At 32.7% G+C, this 19,149-nt stretch carries 15 protein-coding genes and 1 tRNA gene; 11 read left to right on the forward strand and 5 right to left on the reverse strand.

Annotation, left to right across the window (positions count from 1 at the left end; all coding sequences use genetic code 11):
- The first annotated feature begins 153 nt into the window (after positions 1 to 153).
- Positions 154 to 393: a hypothetical protein gene (locus HKP48_RS10660; protein WP_296345651.1), complete on the forward strand. Its 240-nt coding sequence runs from the start codon at positions 154 to 156 to the stop codon at positions 391 to 393.
- Between the two features lie 55 nt (positions 394 to 448).
- On the opposite strand, the gene HKP48_RS10665 is transcribed toward HKP48_RS10660, so the two are convergent.
- Positions 449 to 1,057: a superoxide dismutase gene (locus HKP48_RS10665; RefSeq protein WP_296345652.1), complete on the reverse strand. Its 609-nt coding sequence runs from the start codon at positions 1,055 to 1,057 to the stop codon at positions 449 to 451.
- A gap of 113 nt (positions 1,058 to 1,170) precedes the next feature.
- Between HKP48_RS10665 and HKP48_RS10670 the strand changes: the two genes are divergently transcribed.
- The 5 genes from HKP48_RS10670 (at position 1,171) to HKP48_RS10690 (ending at position 10,685) form a co-directional block, all read left to right on the forward strand.
- Positions 1,171 to 4,302, forward strand: a complete 3,132-nt coding sequence (locus HKP48_RS10670; protein WP_296345653.1) for a UvrD-helicase domain-containing protein — start codon at positions 1,171 to 1,173, stop codon at positions 4,300 to 4,302.
- A gap of 32 nt (positions 4,303 to 4,334) precedes the next feature.
- Complete coding sequence (gene kbl, locus HKP48_RS10675) at positions 4,335 to 5,528, forward strand: glycine C-acetyltransferase (RefSeq protein WP_296345655.1); 1,194 nt, start codon at positions 4,335 to 4,337, stop codon at positions 5,526 to 5,528.
- A gap of 124 nt (positions 5,529 to 5,652) precedes the next feature.
- On the forward strand, positions 5,653 to 7,041 hold the full coding sequence (locus HKP48_RS10680; RefSeq protein WP_296345657.1) for an OmpA family protein: 1,389 nt from the start codon (positions 5,653 to 5,655) through the stop codon (positions 7,039 to 7,041).
- A 66-nt stretch (positions 7,042 to 7,107) separates the two neighbouring features.
- Positions 7,108 to 9,846, forward strand: a complete 2,739-nt coding sequence (locus HKP48_RS10685; RefSeq protein WP_296345659.1) for a PD-(D/E)XK nuclease family protein — start codon at positions 7,108 to 7,110, stop codon at positions 9,844 to 9,846.
- Entirely contained in the window at positions 9,846 to 10,685 is an 840-nt protein-coding gene (locus HKP48_RS10690) for an alpha/beta hydrolase (RefSeq protein WP_296345661.1), read from the forward strand. The genes HKP48_RS10685 and HKP48_RS10690 overlap by 1 nt, the downstream gene beginning before the upstream one ends.
- A 51-nt stretch (positions 10,686 to 10,736) precedes the next feature.
- Here the strand turns inward: HKP48_RS10690 and HKP48_RS10695 are convergent, their stop codons facing one another.
- From HKP48_RS10695 to HKP48_RS10710, 4 genes are all read right to left on the reverse strand, one after another.
- Positions 10,737 to 13,121 (reverse strand): DUF2309 domain-containing protein, encoded by a 2,385-nt coding sequence (locus HKP48_RS10695; RefSeq protein WP_296345663.1) that lies wholly within the window; start codon positions 13,119 to 13,121, stop codon positions 10,737 to 10,739.
- 11 nt (positions 13,122 to 13,132) lie between these two features.
- Entirely contained in the window at positions 13,133 to 14,554 is a 1,422-nt protein-coding gene (locus tag HKP48_RS10700) for a proton-conducting transporter membrane subunit (RefSeq protein WP_296345665.1), read from the reverse strand.
- Positions 14,555 to 14,736: 182 nt separating this feature from the next.
- Positions 14,737 to 14,810: transfer RNA gene (locus HKP48_RS10705), tRNA-Ala, on the reverse strand.
- 3 nt (positions 14,811 to 14,813) lie between these two features.
- Positions 14,814 to 15,611: a universal stress protein gene (locus HKP48_RS10710; protein ID WP_296345668.1), complete on the reverse strand. Its 798-nt coding sequence runs from the start codon at positions 15,609 to 15,611 to the stop codon at positions 14,814 to 14,816.
- Positions 15,612 to 15,647: 36 nt separating this feature from the next.
- On the opposite strand from HKP48_RS10710, the gene HKP48_RS10715 reads away from it, so the two are divergent.
- The 5 genes from HKP48_RS10715 (at position 15,648) to HKP48_RS10735 (ending at position 19,023) form a co-directional block, all read left to right on the forward strand.
- On the forward strand, positions 15,648 to 16,148 hold the full coding sequence (locus HKP48_RS10715) for a GNAT family N-acetyltransferase (RefSeq protein WP_296345670.1): 501 nt from the start codon (positions 15,648 to 15,650) through the stop codon (positions 16,146 to 16,148).
- Positions 16,145 to 17,479 carry an MATE family efflux transporter gene (locus HKP48_RS10720; protein WP_296345672.1) on the forward strand — a complete coding sequence of 445 codons (1,335 nt, stop codon included), beginning with the start codon at positions 16,145 to 16,147 and terminating at the stop codon, positions 17,477 to 17,479. The genes HKP48_RS10715 and HKP48_RS10720 overlap by 4 nt, the downstream gene beginning before the upstream one ends.
- A gap of 43 nt (positions 17,480 to 17,522) precedes the next feature.
- Positions 17,523 to 17,684, forward strand: a complete 162-nt coding sequence (locus HKP48_RS10725) for a hypothetical protein (protein WP_296345674.1) — start codon at positions 17,523 to 17,525, stop codon at positions 17,682 to 17,684.
- 126 nt (positions 17,685 to 17,810) lie between these two features.
- Positions 17,811 to 18,263, forward strand: coding sequence for a 6-carboxytetrahydropterin synthase (locus HKP48_RS10730; RefSeq protein WP_296345677.1), 453 nt, complete (start codon positions 17,811 to 17,813; stop codon positions 18,261 to 18,263).
- A 10-nt stretch (positions 18,264 to 18,273) separates the two neighbouring features.
- On the forward strand, positions 18,274 to 19,023 hold the full coding sequence (locus tag HKP48_RS10735) for a UDP-2,3-diacylglucosamine diphosphatase (RefSeq protein WP_296345679.1): 750 nt from the start codon (positions 18,274 to 18,276) through the stop codon (positions 19,021 to 19,023).
- The last annotated feature ends 126 nt before the right edge of the window (positions 19,024 to 19,149 follow it).

Below are 19,149 nucleotides of genomic sequence, written 5' to 3' on the forward strand. Positions count from 1 at the left end.
AGGTAGAAATAATTGAAAGAAAATTGAATAATAGGTCTAGAAAAAGGCTTAAATTTAAAACACCATTAGAAGTAATGGATAAACTTTTGTTTAAAACAGAAGTTGCGTTTATGACTTGAATCTAGCATAGATAAAGGATACAAAATAGAAATAATGACGAGGCATTATTCGAACAATGGAAAAAACCCATTGTATCCTCATAATTACAAAGCAGCTTGGATTGAAATTGATTTAAAAGACACGTCTAGGGATTTTAGACAAGCTTTATTGAAGATTATTAATGTTTTTGATTCAATAAAAAGTTCTTCTCAAGACTCATTAGAACTTAAAATATTGCTCAAACGAAAAAAATCTCCACCACCGCCACCGCCACCAAAATCAGATAAAAATTAAACAAAAACCCAAGCCTTTCAGCTTGGGTTTTGTTATTTATAAAATCTTCGTCTAATTACTTAGCCTCAGCATAACGTCTTTCAACCTCATTCCAATTGACTACTTTAAAAAACGCTTCGATATAATCTGGTCTTCTGTTTTGGTAGTTTAAGTAATATGCATGTTCCCAAACGTCTAATCCTAAGATTGGCGTTCCGCCACACGTTACATCTGGCATTAATGGATTATCTTGGTTTGGCGTAGAGCAAACTTCAACCTTACCACCTTTATGTACACACAACCATGCCCAGCCAGAACCAAACTGAGTAGCAGCTGCCTTACTAAATGCTTCAATAAATGCTTCTTTAGAACCAAACTCTGCTTCAATAGCATCTTTTAGCTCTCCAGAAAGGTAACCTTTGTCTTGAGGATTCATAACATCCCAGAATAATGAATGATTGTAAAAACCACCACCGTTATTTCTAACACCGCTGTTGGACATATCTAGATTGGTTAAGATGTCTTCAATAGATTTTCCAGCTAAATCTGTGCCTTCAATTGCTGCGTTTAGTTTTGTTGTATATCCGTTGTGATGCTTAGAATGATGTATCTCCATGGTGCGGGCATCGATATGCGGCTCTAGAGCATCGTAAGCATATTTTAATTTTGGTAATTCAAAAGCCATAATATTTTTACTTTTAAGTGTTAGTAATTCAATTTTAACAAATTTACAATATTGTCTTTAAGAAAATCTAAATAAAATATTAAGATTACCTATTTTGGTATAAAATTAATCTGTTGAAACCAACTTTTGAAATATACAGCGCCTCTGCTGGAAGTGGAAAAACCTACACGCTGGCAAAGTCTTACATAAAACTGCTGATAGTTTCAAAAAATCAGGAGCATTTTAAAAATATTCTGGCGATAACCTTTACCAATAAGGCTGTTGGTGAAATGAAAACTAGAATTATAGATATCCTCAAAATATTTTCTTCTGGAGATTATGAGAAACATCTGCACCCAATGGGTATTGATATCTGTACCGAACTCAATATTTCTCAAGCTCAGCTTCATGCAAAATCTAAGTTAGTTCTTAATAAAATAATACATAATTATGGAGCTTTCGATATTTCTACGATAGATGGTTTTACGCATCGTATTATTAGAACTTTTGCTTTTGATTTAAAATTGCCAGTCAATTTTGAAGTAGAATTAGACCAAGATTATCTGCTCTCAAAAGCCGTTGATAATTTAATTGCTAAAGCAGGTACAGATAAAAGACTCACCAAAACATTAGTAGATTTTGCAATTGAAAAAGCCGATGATGATAAGAGTTGGGATATTAGTTACGACTTTAATAAAATTGGAAAATTATTACTGAACGAAAGCGACCTACCGTTTATTAACCAACTAAAAGAAAAAACACTTGATGATTTTAGTCATCTAAAAAAACAACTCGTTAAAAAAATAACTAACATAGAACATCAAATTGTTGAAGAAGCAACAAGCGTATTACATCTTATTGATGAAGCTGACCTACAGTTTAATAATTTTAATAGAAAATCACTACCTAATCATTTTTTAAATCTCAAAGAAAAAAAGTTTAATATTAAATTTGATTCCGTATGGCAAAGCAATTTAGTTAACGGCGAAACGCTCTATCCTAAACGTGTAAGTGATGCTATTGCCGAGACAATTGACAGTATTCAGCCAAGATTAGCAGAATCATACAATAAAACCAAGCACTGGGTCTTTTATTTAAAATTCAACAAAGCTATTTACAAAAATATAACACCACTCTCTGTTATTAATGCGCTTCAAAACGAATTAAAAATCCTTAAAGAAGAAGAAAACAAATTACTCATTTCAGAATTTAATACACTGATTAGTAATGAAATTAAAGACCAACCAACACCCTTTATCTACGAACGCTTGGGTGAAAAATTTAGACACTATTTTGTAGATGAATTTCAAGATACATCAGCAATGCAGTGGCAAAATCTTATTCCATTGATGGAAAATGCATTGTCATCAAATCACGGTTCTTCAATGCTAGTTGGCGATGCTAAACAATCTATTTACCGTTGGCGTGGAGGAGATGCCGAGCAGTTTATGGATTTATTTCAAAAGAAAACAAATCCTTTTCAAACCGAAGTCAGTATAAAAAACTTGGAAAATAATTTTCGTAGTCACAAAGCCATTATAGATTTTAATAACTCATTTTTTAAGTTTATTTCTGAAGAGTTTTTTACCCACGAAAATTACGCTGCATTATATAAGGATGCTGAGCAAAATCTTAAAAAAGAGGACGTTGGTTATGTTAATCTTTCACTTTTAGAGTTTGATGATTCTGATACAAGAAACGAAGCCTACATCCAAAAAACCTATGAGACCATTGAATCTTGTTTAGAAAGTGGTTATCAACTCAAAGATATTTGTGTTCTGGTAAGAAAACGAAAAGAAGGTATTGCCATTTCAGATTATTTAACCAATAAAGAAGTAAACATTGTTTCTTCAGAAACCTTATTGTTAAATAATTCGCCAAAAGTGAAATTGCTAAACTTAGCAATGTGGCTTCTAGTTAATCCCGAAGATAAAAAACTAAAACTGGAATTACTTTATAAAATTTCTGAACTTTTTGAAATTGAAGACAAGCATCGATTTTTAGTTTCGCATTTAGACTTGTCTCCCGAAGATTTATTTGATTCATTTAAAAACTTTGGTGCCTCATTATACTTTACCGAACTTCTACAAATGCCCATTTATGAAATGGTCGAAACTTTAGTTCGCAATTTTGGACTTTGCAAAGCAGCTCCAGACGCTTATGTACAATTTTTCTTAGACACTGTTTTTGATTTTAGCAAAAAACAATCCTCAGATATTCTTAGTTTTTTAGAGTATTTTGAAACAAAAAAAGAAGCATTGAGTATAGCTATGCCCAATAATTTGAATGCAGTTTCTGTAATGACTATTCATAAATCCAAAGGCTTAGAGTTTCCTGTAGTTATTTATCCTTTTGCAGATTTAGATATCTATCGAGAATTAGAGCCTAAAGCTTGGTTTCCTCTAGAAAAAGAAAAATATTCAGGATTTGAATGTGCATTGATTAACTACTCTAAAGACTTTCAGAGTTTTGGAGAAATCGGAGAAGAAATTTACCAAAACCATCAATCAGAATTAGAATTAGATGGTATTAACTTACTGTATGTTACCCTTACAAGAGCAATTGAACGACTTTATATTATTTCAAAAAAAGATATAAACACAAAGGGTGTAGTTAATGAGAAAACCTATGCCGGGCTTTTTATTAATTTTATCAAGAGCATTAATATTTGGGATGAAAACAAAACCGAATACAGTTTTGGTAGACTTTTAATATCTTCTTCTGAGGCTTTAGGTGAAGATATCGAACATGAATACAAATTCATCTCTTCTGCTAAAGAGTCTCATAACTTAAAAATCATTACCAATTCTGGTTCTCTATGGGATACAAAACAAGAAAAAGCCATTAATTATGGCAATCTCATACATTTAATCATGTCAAGAATAAAAACCTTGCATGATGTTGATTTTGCTATTGAGTCGGTACTTCGTGAAGGTCATATTTCAAATTCAGAAGTTAATGAATTAAAAGGTAAAGTCATTTCCATAGTAAAGCATGAACAACTTTCTCTCTATTTTACTGACAGTTACACTATTTTTAATGAAAAGGATATCATCTCAGAGAGTGGTGAATTTTTTAGACCAGACCGCTTAGTAATAAAAGAAGATATCGTTGTTATCATAGATTATAAAACAGGTTCCGAAGATGAAAAATATGCTCGACAACTTAATTCTTATGCAAAAGTCTTGGCTGATATGAATTATAAGATTGAAAAAAAATTACTCATTTACACCAATGAGCCTATTACTATTTTTGAAGTTAAATAGTAACTTTGCTAAACTCAAAAAAATAAATAATAATGTACGGAGCAATAAAAGAACATCTCGATAAAGAAATAGAAAAAATTAAAGAAGCTGGTCTTTTTAAAGAAGAGCGGATTATCACATCGGCTCAGGGCCCAGAAATAACCTTAAGTACAGGTCAAAAAGTTTTGAATTTTTGTGCTAATAACTATTTAGGTCTTTCGTCACATCCAGAAGTTGTACAAGCTGCTAAGGACACTATGGACACGCACGGTTTTGGTATGTCATCTGTACGTTTTATTTGCGGAACTCAAGATATTCACAAGGAACTTGAACAAAAAATTGCAGATTTTTACGGTACTGAAGACACTATATTATACGCGGCAGCTTTTGATGCAAATGGTGGTGTATTTGAACCCTTGTTAGGCAAAGAGGATGCTATCATCTCTGATTCTTTAAACCATGCATCAATTATTGATGGTGTGCGTTTATGCAAAGCGGCACGTTACCGCTACCAAAATAATGATATGGCTGATTTAGAAACACAACTAATAGAAGCCCATAAAAATGGAGCAAGACATAAGATTATAGTTACCGATGGTGTGTTTTCAATGGATGGTCTTGTTGCCCCTCTAGACAAAATTTGTGACTTAGCTGACAAATACGATGCTATGGTAATGATTGATGAATGTCATGCTACGGGATTTATTGGAGAAACAGGTATTGGCACACTTGAAGAAAAAGGTGTTTTGGACCGTGTAGATATTATAACAGGAACACTAGGAAAAGCTATGGGTGGTGCTATGGGCGGTTATACTACAGCTAAAAAAGAAATTATAGAAATATTAAGACAGCGCTCAAGACCTTATTTATTTTCAAACTCTTTAGCTCCGGCAATTGTTGGTGCTTCTGTAAAGGTTTTTGATATGCTTAAAGGAGATACATCCTTAAGGGATAAGCTCGAGTGGAATACCAATTATTTCAAAAAAGAATTGAAAAGAGCAGGATTTGATATCATAGATGGAGACTCTGCAATAGTCCCTGTAATGCTTTATGACGCTAAACTATCACAAATTATGGCAAATATGCTTCTAGAAATGGGAATATATGTCGTAGGATTTTTCTTTCCTGTAGTGCCAAAAGAAAAAGCAAGAATTCGCGTACAACTATCTGCAGCCCATGAGAAAGAGCATTTAGATAAAGCTATTGAAGCATTTACTAACGTAGGTAAACGTTTAGAAATTATATAAATTCTTTTAGAATGGCTATATATAAAGGCTTTATATCAATATTTTTCTATATTTGTCTTTGTTAATAATGTTTAACAACTTACATTTGCTATCAATTAACACTTAAAATTAAATTATTTAAAATATGAAAAATCTTAGCAGATTATTATTTGTAGCTGTGCTTTTAGCCAGCTTTAGCACTGCTAATGCTCAGGATAAAAACAATCCATGGGCTTTTACTTTAGGAGTAAATGCAGTTGATGTTTATCCTGTTGGAGAGGATGCGCCTCAAGGAGAATGGTTTGACGAATACTTTAACGTTACAGATCACTGGAATATTTTGCCTTTTGTATCTAGAGCAGCTGTTTCCAGATACCTAGACGATGGTTTCACATTTACAGCAGCTGGTACATTAAACAGAATAAGTAAGTTTGGTTCAAATACAGATATGTTTGGAGTAGAAACCACAAATGAAGTTGACGACTTAACTTATTTTGCCTTAGATGGTACTGTGTCTTATAGTTTTAAAGGTTTAATTAATTCAAACACATTTGACCCTTATTTAGGTGCAGGTGGTGGTTACACTTGGGTTGATAATATTGGAGCAGGAACTTTAAATGGTACTTTAGGAGTTAAATTTTGGTTAAATGAGTTTGTTGCAATTGACGCACAATCTGCTTACAAGCATTCTTTCGAAGATTATTTACCTTCACATTTTCAACATTCTTTGGGTGTAACTTTCACGTTTGGTGGAGTAGACACTGATGGTGATGGTATTTATGACAGCGAAGACGCTTGTCCAGAAGTAGCTGGCTTAGAAGCTTTCAACGGATGTCCTGATTCTGATAATGACGGTATAGAAGATTCTAAAGATGACTGTCCTAATGAAGCAGGTTTAGCTGAGTTTAATGGCTGTCCTGATGCTGATGGTGATGGTGTTGTTGACGGAGATGATAAATGTCCTACAGTTGCAGGTCTTAAATCTTTAATGGGTTGTCCAGATGCTGATGGTGACGGTATTGCTGATGGTGATGATAATTGTCCTAATGAAATAGGTCCTTCTGCTAATAAAGGGTGTCCTTACCAAGATAAAGACGGTGATGGTGTATTAGATAAAGACGATAAGTGTCCAGATGTTGCTGGTACTGTTGCTAATAACGGATGTCCTGAAGTAACTAAAGAGATACAAGATACTTTAAATGAGTATGCAAAAACTATCTTATTTGACACAGGTAAATTTTTAATTAAAAATGAGTCTGAGAAGGTATTAGCTGATATAATAGCAATTATTAACAAATATCCAGAAGCTAAATTTACAGTAGAAGGTCACACTGATAGTGTTGGTTCAGAAAAATTAAATCAAGGTTTATCTGAAGCAAGAGCATTATCTGTAAAAGATTACTTAGTTGCTTATGGAGTAAATGAGTTTAGATTGTCATCACAAGGTTTTGGTGAATCTAAGCCAATTGCATCTAACAAAACAAGAGAGGGAAGAAAACAAAACAGAAGAGTTGAGATTAGCTTAGCTAACTAATTTTTTTCAAAATATAAATTTTTAAAAAACGCTTCGGAGTTCCGAAGCGTTTTTTAGTTTAGGCATATGAATACTTTTATAGAACATGTTTTATCAGATTTAAAGGTCAATAATATTGATTTTTCTAATATCATTTTCGTGTTGCCCAGCAAAAGAGCTGGGGTCTTTATAAAAAGTAAGCTTAAAAACTATATTTGTCAAACTAATTTTGCACCAGAAATTTTAAGCATAGAAGACTTTGTAAAAGAACTATCGCAATTAAACCAAGTCTCTGGAGTGGAACTCCTATTTCAATTTTACGATTCCTATAAAAAAATTACAGATAGTTCTAAAATTGAATCTTTTGAAAGCTTTTCAAAATGGGCTCAAATCTTAATTCAGGATTTTAATGAAATTGATAGATATCTCATTACACCAAAAACTATTTTTGAATATCTAAGTGCAATTCAAGAATTGAACCATTGGTCATTAGAAGAGCAAAAAACCGATTTTATTATCAATTATTTAAGCTTCTGGAATAACTTAAAAAACTATTACACACAATTTACAGATGACCTAATTGCTCAAAACTCTGCATACCAGGGGCTAATCTATAAAGAGGCTTCAGAAAATCTAGAGTCCTACATTCAAACAATAAATAAAACACATGTATTTCTAGGATTTAATGCCTTAAACTCCTCGGAATCAAGAATTATTCAAGAATTGCTTCAAAATGGTCAAGCACAAATCTACTGGGATATTGACGAGCAGTTTTTAAACAATGATTCGCATAGCGCAGGTTTATTTGCTAGAAAACATAAAGCCTGGGCTTTTTACAAAACACATCCTTTTAAATGGACAACTTCTACATACCAAGATAAAAAAACAATAAATGTTATTGGATGCCCAAAATCTATAGGGCAAAGCAAATATGTTGGAAATCTATTAAATAGCATAGCTCAAGAAAAACGCGGACTGAGCAAGACTGCTATAGTTTTGGGAGATGAGTCACTATTGACTCCAATGTTAAACGCTATCCCAGAAAATATAAATACTATAAATGTTACTATGGGATTGCCCTTGGAGTCCATTCCCCTCGCAGCATTCTTTCATAAACTTTTTAGTATTCATAAAACAAGACCTAAAAAGTTTTACTATAAAGATATTATAGCCGTTATTTCGCATCAAATGATTCAGTATGTAATAACATCGGGCAAGAATATATTGCAGCATATTCAAAAAAACAATATTACATATCTTTCTGCTGAAGACCTTACAGAACTTTCTGAGCCTAATGATAAAGTTATTATTCAACTTCTATTTAAAGACTGGAATAATTCAATCTCCAAAGATATTGAACGCTGCCAAAAGCTAATATATGCCATAAAGGAAGGCTTTAATGATAAAACCGAAAAACGGTTAGAGCTTGAGTATCTATACCGGTTTAATGTGCTTTTTAATGAAATTCTGACACTAAATTCAAAATACAAACACATTACGGACATATCATCACTTGAAACTGTTTATAAAGAATTATTAAGTAATGAGACCCTAGATTTCCAAGGTGAACCTCTAGAAGGTCTTCAAATTATAGGAATGTTAGAGTCTCGTGTGTTAGATTTTGAAACTGTAATTATAACTTCTGTAAATGAAGGTATACTTCCTGGTGGAAAAACAAATAATTCCTTTATACCCTTTGATGTAAAGCTCGAAAATAACTTACCTACGTACAAAGAAAAAGATGCTGTTTACACTTATCATTTTTATAGTTTAATACAACGCGCCAAAAACGTATATCTCATTTATAATACCGAAATAGACGCGCTCAAAGGTGGTGAAAAGAGTAGATTTATAACCCAACTCGAAGTTGAAGGTATTCACGAAATTAATCATAAAATAATTTCTCCACCAATTCCTTCTATTACGAAAGAATTGATAGAAATTAAAAAAACTAAAACTGTAATAGATGAGCTTAGAACTATAGCCGAAAAAGGGTTTTCTCCCTCATCTTTAACAAACTATATCCGAAATCCTATCGATTTTTATTCTGAAAAAATACTGGGTATAAAAAATACTGAAGACGTAGAAGAAACTATAGCGGCTAATACTTTAGGGACTGTTATTCATAATACACTAGAGGTTTTTTATAAACCTTTTGAGGGTCATTTTATGAAGGTTGAAAACCTTAAAAAAATGACGTCTCTAATAGACGCCACTGTTATAAAACAATTTGAACAGATATATAAAAAAGGGGATATTTCCCAAGGAAAAAACCTCATTACATTCGAAATTGCAAAGCGCTATATATCCAATTTTATTCAATCTGAAATAGAACTCCTCAAAAACGGAAATACGCTTAAAATACTTGCAATAGAGGTTGATAATTCAGTGGAAATAGATATTCCAAAACTCAATTTCCCCATTAAACTAAAAGGTAAAGTAGACCGTGTAGATGAGCTTAATGACGTCGTACGAATCATTGATTATAAATCTGGAAAAGTCGAACAAAATAATGTTGAAATTGTAGAATGGGATTTACTCAATACAGATTATAAAAAGTTTAGCAAACCATTTCAAATTTTGTGTTATGCCTATATGTTGAAGAAAGAAAAAGTAATACAACTGCCAGTTGAAGCAGGTATAATTTCTTTTAAAAATCTTAATCAAGGCTTTCTAAAATTTGCCACAAAAGAATCTACATACAGTAGAACTAAGAATCATGAGGTTTCTGAAGAAACGCTTCAAAATTTTGAAATTCAACTAAAAAATCTCATTGTAGAAATCTGTAATCCTGATATTAATTTTATAGAAAAAGAATTGGACTAATGTATATTGAAAAAAACATTGTTTTAAAACGAAAAAACAATAAACCCATACTTATAGATACATTTTACCAAGTAACAAAAGAAAATCAACCTATTGTTATTTTCTGTCATGGCTATAAAGGCTTTAAAGATTGGGGTGCGTGGAATCTAATGGCAGAGACTATTGCTAAATCTAGTTTTTGTTTTATTAAGTTCAATTTTTCACACAATGGAGGAACATTAGAACAACCCATCGATTTCCCAGACCTTGACGCCTTTGGAAATAACAATTATACCAAAGAATTAGATGACTTAGGAGATGTAATAGATTGGACTGTTAAGCATTTTAAAGAAAAATCATTTGTAAACACTTCAGAAATCTACCTTATCGGTCATAGTCGTGGTGGTGGTATTTCCATTTTAAAAGCAGTTGAAGATTCTAGAATTAGAAAATTAATTACGCTTGCCAGCGTTTGTGATTTTGAAAAACGTATGGCTACAATTGACGATTTAGACCAATGGAAAAAAGATGGTGTTAAGTACGTAGCCAACGGACGAACAAAACAACAAATGCCACATTACTATCAGTTTTATGAAGATTTTATTCAGAATAAAAACAGACTTAATATTGAAGCTGCATGTAAAAAAATGAAAGTACCTAATCTGATTATTCATGGTGATGCTGATACATCGATTTCTGTTTCTGAAGCTGAAAAAATTCACCAATGGAATCCATCAAGTCAGTTTTCTGTTATCGAAGATGCTAATCATGTGTTCAATACAAAACATCCTTGGGAAGAAAATCATTTATCCAACGCGTTGAAAAAAATCTGTCAATTAATTGTTGAGTTTATAGCATAATAAAAGAGCACCAATGGTGCTCTTTTATTTGAGATTAACGACTATTAATAATTATGCTAACTCTTTTTCAAATTCTTCCTTAGTTGAAGGTCTTGCTTTTCTTTCCTTTTTTTCTTTTGTAGGCCAAGTCCAGTTCATGTTTTTAGAATATCGCTTAACAGTATTTTTATCATTAGCATCCATTACCATAAGGTAAATCCATTCATTATCTAATAAGCTTTTTAAATGCTCATTGTTTAAAAGAATTGTATTTACGCGTTCTAATGGCGCATGTATCAAAACAGAAAGTCTTAGCGGTTGGTGATACATTTCTGTATCTGTTTTGTTTACAGATTGAAGTGGTAAACCCATTCTTAAGTCTCCTCCATTACCTTGTAATACACCGAATTTTCCTGTGATATTTTGTGTGATTTTGGTACCGCCTCCAAAAGTTTCGTTATCTACAGTAGAGAAATAGTAATGGTTATTAATCCATTGTGTTACTACCATTGGACCTTGCATTATACCTTCTAAAGCCTTGCCTTCTTTATCCATTTCCCAATCGTAAGAATGTAAAAAACTTCTTCCGTCTAGGTCTTTCCCTTTGGTTAATTCTCTGGAACCAATGATAAAAGCCGCATTTTTTGCAAGACCCCATTCTGGTCTTGTTTCGGACCAGCTATTAGCTTTCTTGTTTGCCGTTGTAATACTTTTTTCCACCATACCTAAACGTTGTTGTGATGCTGTTTTCTGAGCTTCGACTAAGCTTGCTTTTAAATCCGCTACAAGCGAATTATGAGATACTGGTATTTGAGAATCAAACAATACTATTTCATCTGTTGTTGTATTATGTTCTGCTCCAATAAATACTGTATTATTTGGTATTGAAATGTTGTATTTATAAGACAATGCTGCTCTTACTTCATTGTCGTTAGCTAATTTTGCTAGTAGACGTGCATTATGTCTTCCTGGACTAGCAGCACAAGCACCACAATCTAAACTAGAACCAAAAGGGTTATTAGCAGTGTGACTTCCATGCCCGGTAAATACTATAAGTGGCGCAAAGGTCTTCCAGCCCATTAAATCAAATCCTGATTTTACAATTGCTACTTTTTCATCCAAAGTCATACTGTGATAGCCCACTGTTGGAGTTACTGGTTCACAATGTGTCTCACAAATAGCTTCGTGGTTTTGTGCTGTTTTCTTTTTGACCGCGTATAATTTGCTTGGAACAAGTGTTCTAGCAATCATTAACAAACCATAAAAAACACCTGTTCCTTCCACAAAACCAAAACCAGATGGTAGCATATTCTTCATACGTCTAAAGAAGTAATTCCAAAATGTGTCTCTATCGTTCTTTATTTCAAGTCTATTAACGGCTTCTTCCTTGCCTGCTTGTGGTTTTTCTGTAACCTTATAAGCAGAATTTAATATTGGAGGACACGATTTTCTATTAATACCCTCTTTTAAATCTTGGTAATCCATTGCTATACCAAAAAAACCTGCATAACCATAGGTTTGATAATTCCCTTTAGCTTCAACGTGTCTTCTAATTAGCTCGCTCCGAGTATCTATACAGAACACCAATTGTGCATCTACAGTTTCAATTGTTTTATTAGTTTTCTTTTCAGATTTTGAAGTATCTACTAACTCAACTATTGTATTTTGAAGGGTTTTTTCCCATGCTTTCAAAAATATAAGCTGAAGTTGTAATACAGAATCGCATTCTGGTTTATTAGTTAAAATACTATTTATATCAATCCCTAAATTTGAAGCTATAGAAAGTCTTACCGCTAAGTAATCTTCTAAGTCAATTGGATAGGTGTTTTGCCAAACCGTATCGTACTGGTTACGATGGTTAATATAACCTGTCCAACCTGGTAAAGCAGCGATGTGAAGTTTAAATATATTGGTGTAATCTTCTTCAGAAATACCATTTAAAACCGTGTTTAGTGCTTCCTCTTTTGTTTTTGGCAGGTCATTTGTACGCTTTATTGATACGTCATTATCATATTTTGCGAGTTGACGCCATGATTTATAAAATCCTTTGGTTTTATTTGGCATTTGCCATTCTGCTAAACCTTCATCCATAAAAGCTGCAAGCCACTTGGTCATGATTACATCTAAAACATGAAATGGGTTTTCTGATGTCTTTTCCTTGTAGCAAGTTAACTTAGAAATGTACGTCTCTGGGCTCTTTTTAAGACCATTTTCTTTTAACAATTTAGATAATTCGTATTTATCTATTTCGTTATTATCCCAAGCCTGTTTAAAGACGTGTGCTTTAGGAAAAACTCTTGCTCCTAAATGTTTTGAAGCTTGTTTTGTAGCTTCTGTAAAGGTTGATGTTTCGTATCCAGAAAGTGGATTAGATGTAACAAAAGAATATAATGGCCAAGTGTTACCTATAACTTTTGATGCAGTAGCAATACTTGTTTTAATGTTATTGTTTATCATGGCTTTATCTTTTAAGAGTTTTTGTACTTTAAAATCGTTTTTTTGTAAGGCTGAGATACATTAAGTAACTTGACGTATAACCAAGGAATGTTACGGTAAAAACCTAGTTTCATTATAAAGAACCCAACTAAGAATATGATACCGAATATGATTTCTACAGTTGTAATTTGTAATGGCACTACAGCCATTGGTAAGTCAGCCATTAAAAGTGTAACACCGTTATAAAATAGCGCATAAACCCCGATTCCTGCAATAAACAAAACTGGTGGTACTACAAGTTTTTGAAGTGTTGATAAGCTTTTTTCTTTTACAATATTATAAGTTGCTTGTCCTACGGTAATAGAAACGATTAAGGTTAAGAAAATACTGTTATCTAGAGATGCTCCTTTTCCTGTTAATGTCACAAAAAGTAGAGCACCTAAAGCTCCAAAAATCAATACCAAAACAGCTTGAAGCGGCTTAATCTTTAATTCTAATGGTTTTTGAGGTATAGATTGCTTGATTTCTTCTCCAGATGATAAAAATAGGTAGGCCTTGTAAAACCCATGAAGAATTAAATGCGCAATAGCAGCATTAAAAAAACCTAAGCCACATTGCATAATCATAAAACCCATCTGGGCTATTGTAGAGCATGCTAACTTTTGTTTTACATTAACCTGAAGTAGCTTGGTAAACTGGGCAACTATAGCTGTCAAACCTCCAATAATAAAGAGTAAGCTTAATGTGTTTGAAGAAAAAAGTAACGTCGCAAATAATGCTAATAAAATTCCTGAACCGTTTACAAAACCCGCGTGCATTAATGCAGATGCTGGTGTTGGCGATGTCATTGCAGATAGTAACCATCTATGAAATGGATAAATTGCGGACTGGACCAAAGCAGCTAAAATTATAAATATACTGGCAATTAGTGTTACATAATATGGCAAGGTATTTACTTGTGCTATTATACCATCTATTGTTAACTGATTTGAATGAAACGATAGCAATAAAACTCCAGTACTTAAAAAAGCACTTCCAGTAAAAAAGAATCTTTGAGCCACTTTAGATGCTTCTTTAGCCTCTCCCCAGCGAGAGTCTACACCTATAAGTTTAGCCATAAAAATACCCATCACTAACCACGACCCTAAGAATGATATAACATGGTTTGACATAATAAAAACCATTACAGACAATGTAAATCCAGTACACATCAACATAAATTTGGTATGAAACTTAAAACCAGTAAGATAACTTGAAGCATATCTACTAATTACTGCGCCAAAGAATGTAACTACAGACCATATTAAGACTGTAAATGTGTTAATTCTAAAAACATCTTCTATCTCATAAGAGATTTTACCTCCAAAAATTAATAGAAGAATATTGGCAACAAACAGTACTGTAAAGAATATTGTAACAGTATTAGGCAAATTAAAAAATCTTTTAAAGACCATAATCTAAAATTTAATTATGGTGCAAATATTAAACTTTTAATTCATAAGTTTTTATACATATATCTTATAATATACATAATTAAAATTTATGTTTTGCTATAAAATCACTAGTTCTGTTTAAAATTTTGGTTATTCTAAAGAAAAAAGCTTCAAGACAAAGTAATCTTGAAGCTTTAACAAGGTGGAGCATATCGGAGTCGAACCGATGACCTCTACGCTGCCAGCGTAGCGCTCTAGCCAGCTGAGCTAATGCCCCTTGTTATTTTAACTCACTTAAAACGAGCACAGGAATTGTTGTGCTATGAAAATCTTTTTTAAGAATTGTATTGTCTTCCCAAAGTTTCTGAAAAAAACCTCTTTTACGCCTTACAACACAAAGCAAATCTGGATTATGAGTTTTATAATGTTCTAATACGCCCTGAAATGTGGTAGGCGCTTCAACTTCCTCTATCTTAGCAATTATTTGCTTTAACTCCTTATTAACATCAAAATCTTCTTTTTTATACTGAGCTGTCTTCACTAAGAGTAAATTAACAACTGCATTAAACTGCCCTTTAATATAATGTAACGGTTTTAAAACATTTTTTTTCTCCGTAGCTACAGATTTTACTGCTATTAATATTTTTGAGATGGGTTTATACACACAACCTTCTGGTACAATTAAAGCAGGTATTTGAGTTTGTTTAACTATTTTTCCTGAAGTTTTACCTAAATATACCTCTTCCTTTATAGAATTTGTTCTAGGCTCTAAAACAATTAAATCAATAGCTAATGCCCTGCAAGCTAGTTCAATTGTATCCACTAACTTTCCTTTAAAAACTCTGGTAATAACCTCAACGCCTTTTTTATCTATCGATGCTGCGTGCTCATCTAAAAATTTATGGCTTTCACGCTCAAGTATATGGTCAATCTTAATCATAGTACCTGCTTTAGTGTAAACATTATATATTTGAACAACATAAACCTTGGCACCAAAAGCTTTTGCAAAATCAACAGCATACTGTAAATGACATTTTGCATTTTTTGAAGACCCAACAGGAACTAGAATATTTTTCATAATAGAAGACTTAAAAAGCAAAAGTAAACATTATTAATGATTCGGAAAGCGAGATTATCAGATATTGAAGAGGTTATGATGCTATCAAAAGCCTGTGCTAAACATATGATTTCTAATGGTATTTATCAATGGAATGAACATTACCCCAATAAAAAAGCTTTTATAGAAGATATTACTAGAGATGAGCTTTATATCTTAGAAATAGATGATAAAATTGTAGGTACTTTAGTGATTTCTAATTATATGGACGAAGAATATATTCCTGTACAGTGGCTAACTAAAAATAAAAACAATCTCTACATTCATAGATTGGCTATTCTTCCAGAGTATCAAAGCAAAGGTTATGCACAACAGTTTATGAGTTTTGCTGAAAAATTTGCCATAGAAAATGACTATACTTCTATACGCTTAGATACTTTTTCCAAGAACAAAAGAAACCAAAAGTTTTACGACCTTCGCGGCTATAAAAGACTAGGTGATATTTATTTTCCAAAACAAAGTAAATATCCTTTTCATTGTTACGAATTAGTATTGTGAGCAACTCCATAACTTTAAAACAAATTAACAAACTTGCTATACCAGCTTTAATTTCTGGTATTTCAGAACCAATTCTATCACTAACTGACGCAGCTATTATTGGTAATATGTCTTTAAACGCTACCGAATCTCTTGCAGCTGTTGGTGTAGTTTCTGCATTTTTATCTATGCTTATTTGGGTTTTGGGGCAAACACGAAGTGCCATATCATCGATTGTTTCACAATATTTAGGTGCTGGAAAAGTAGAGGCTGTAAAAAATTTACCCGCTCAAGCGATGTTCTTAATTACATCACTAAGTGTTTTAATTATAGCATTTACTTATCCTTTTGCAGCACAAATTTTCAAGTTGTATAATGCTTCAAATTTAATTTTAGATTACAGTGTAGACTATTATCAAATTCGTGTATTCGGCTTTCCTTTTACATTATTTACAATTGCTGTTTTTGGTACGTTTCGTGGGCTTCAAAACACCTATCACCCAATGCTAATTGCTATTACGGGAGCTGTTGCAAATATTATATTTGACTTTATATTAGTATATGGTTTTGCAAATATTATTCCTGCAATGCATATAAGAGGTGCCGCTTACGCCAGTGTTATTGCTCAAATGCTCATGGCTGGTTTATCAGCGTTTTACATATTAAAAAAGACAGATATTCCTCTGTTATTGCGTTTTCCTTTTAATCCAGAAATTAAACGATTTGCGTTAATGATTCTCAACCTATTTATTAGAACAATAGCATTAAACGTAGCGCTTTATTTTGCCACAAGCTTTGCGACCTCTTACGGACCAACTTATATTGCAGCGTACACTATTGCTATAAATTTATGGTTTCTAGGTGCCTTTTTAATCGACGGTTATGCGAGTGCTGGAAATATTTTATCGGGTAAATTATTGGGTGCAAAAGACTATAAAAATCTTATTGACTTGAGTAATAAACTCATTAAATACGGAATTTTAGTTGGTTTACTCATGGCAATAATTGGAGGTCTACTCTATTACCCTATTGGTCATGTTTTTAGCAATGATTCTGAAGTTTTAAAAGCCTTTTATGAGGTGTTTTGGGTTGTATTATTAATGCAACCGCTTTGCGCTTTAGCATTCATATTTGATGGTGTTTTTAAAGGTCTAGGTAAAATGAAATATCTAAGAAATCTACTTCTATTTTCAACATTATTGGTTTTTATTCCTGTAATAACTTATACCGATAGTATTGGCTTAAAACTTCATGGCGTTTTTATTGCCTTTACACTCTGGATTATTGCTCGAGGTTTTCCGTTAATTATAAAATTTAGGAAAACATTTAGACCGCTAGCACAAAACACTTAAATTTGAATTGTAAATCGTTATTTAATAAAATCTAAAATTGGTAATGTTCTTAATAACATTTTTAATAACACTATTGCAGGATGTCTACATTGACAAAAAACTGAAAGAAGCACCAGATGCCAGCTACGCTATCGGTGTTTTTATTGGAACTATATTACCATTTTTTGATTTTGGTGTTTATCGCATATACAATTTACAGAAATAGAAAGAAAAGATTAAAAGACGATTAAATGGATATCTTAAGTTTTTTTAGTGGAAACGGATTGTTTCTTTTGTTAGGTTTGGTTTTAGTAATCGTTTATTTTGTAAATAAGAGAAAAGGACGTAGATAATGAGTAATATTAGAATTACAAAGCAGTTTTCTTTTGAAACTGGTCATGCACTTTATGGCTACGATGGTAAATGCAAAAACGTTCACGGTCACAGTTACAGATTAGATGTTACGGTTATTGGCAAACCAATTTCTGATAATACCAATGTAAAATTTGGAATGGTCATTGACTTTGGTGACCTCAAAAAAATAGTGAAAACTGAAATTGTTGATGTTTTTGACCACGCTACGGTTTTCAATAAAAACACACCACATGTAGAACTAGCAAAAGAACTAGCAGACCGCGGACACAATGTGCTTTTGGTAGATTACCAACCTACAAGCGAAATGATGGTTATCGATTTTGCCATAAAAATAAAGAAACACTTACCGCAAAATATTAAATTACACTCCTTAAAACTTCAAGAAACTGCCACTTCATTTGCAGAGTGGTTTGCTTCAGATAATGACTAATATTCATCACATAGAAATTCCCAAAGGCAAAAAAATCTACTTTGCTTCTGATAATCATCTCGGCGCTCCAACCATAGAAGCCTCAAGACCACGCGAAAAGAAGTTTGTCGCTTGGTTAGACGAGATTAAAGAAGATGCTGCTGCAATTTTTCTACTTGGAGATTTATTCGACTTTTGGTTTGAATATAGAACCGTTATCCCAAAAGGTTTTACAAGAACCCTAGGAAAATTGGTTGAAATTGCAGACTCTGGTATACCAATCCATTATTTTGTAGGTAATCACGATTTGTGGATGAATGGCTATTTTGAAGAAGAACTTGGAATTCCTGTGTATCATAAACCGCAAGAATTTAAACTTGGAGCTAAGGATTTTTTTATAGGACACGGCGATGGTTTAGGTCCTGGTGACAAAGGCTACAAACGCATGAAAAAAATATTTAAAGGCAAGTTTTTTAACTGGCTTTTTCGCTGGGGTCATCCAGATATTGGCATGCGAATCGCACAGTATTTCTCTGTAAAGAACAAGTTAATTTCAGGTGATGATGATGCTACATTCTTAGGGGAAGATAATGAATGGCTTGCTATTTACAGTCGAAAAAAACTAGAAGACAAACATCGTGATTATTTTATATTTGGACATAGGCATTTGCCTCTACAAATTCAGCTTAATGAAACATCCAAATACATTAATCTCGGTGATTGGATACAGTATTTTACCTATGGCGAATTTGATGGTAATACTTTTGAACTAAAAAAATAGGCTATATTCTAACATATGACTGAATTAGTACTTGTTCTCCATAATTCCCAAGCGGATTGCCCTGTAATGGCATATAATGCAAACTCTTTTAGGCGTTGATTATTATTCTTAATCCGCTCAAGTATC

Origin of the sequence: Winogradskyella sp., from assembly GCF_013042245.1 — a bacterium.
In the GTDB taxonomy this organism is placed as follows: Bacteria; Bacteroidota; Bacteroidia; order Flavobacteriales; family Flavobacteriaceae; genus Winogradskyella.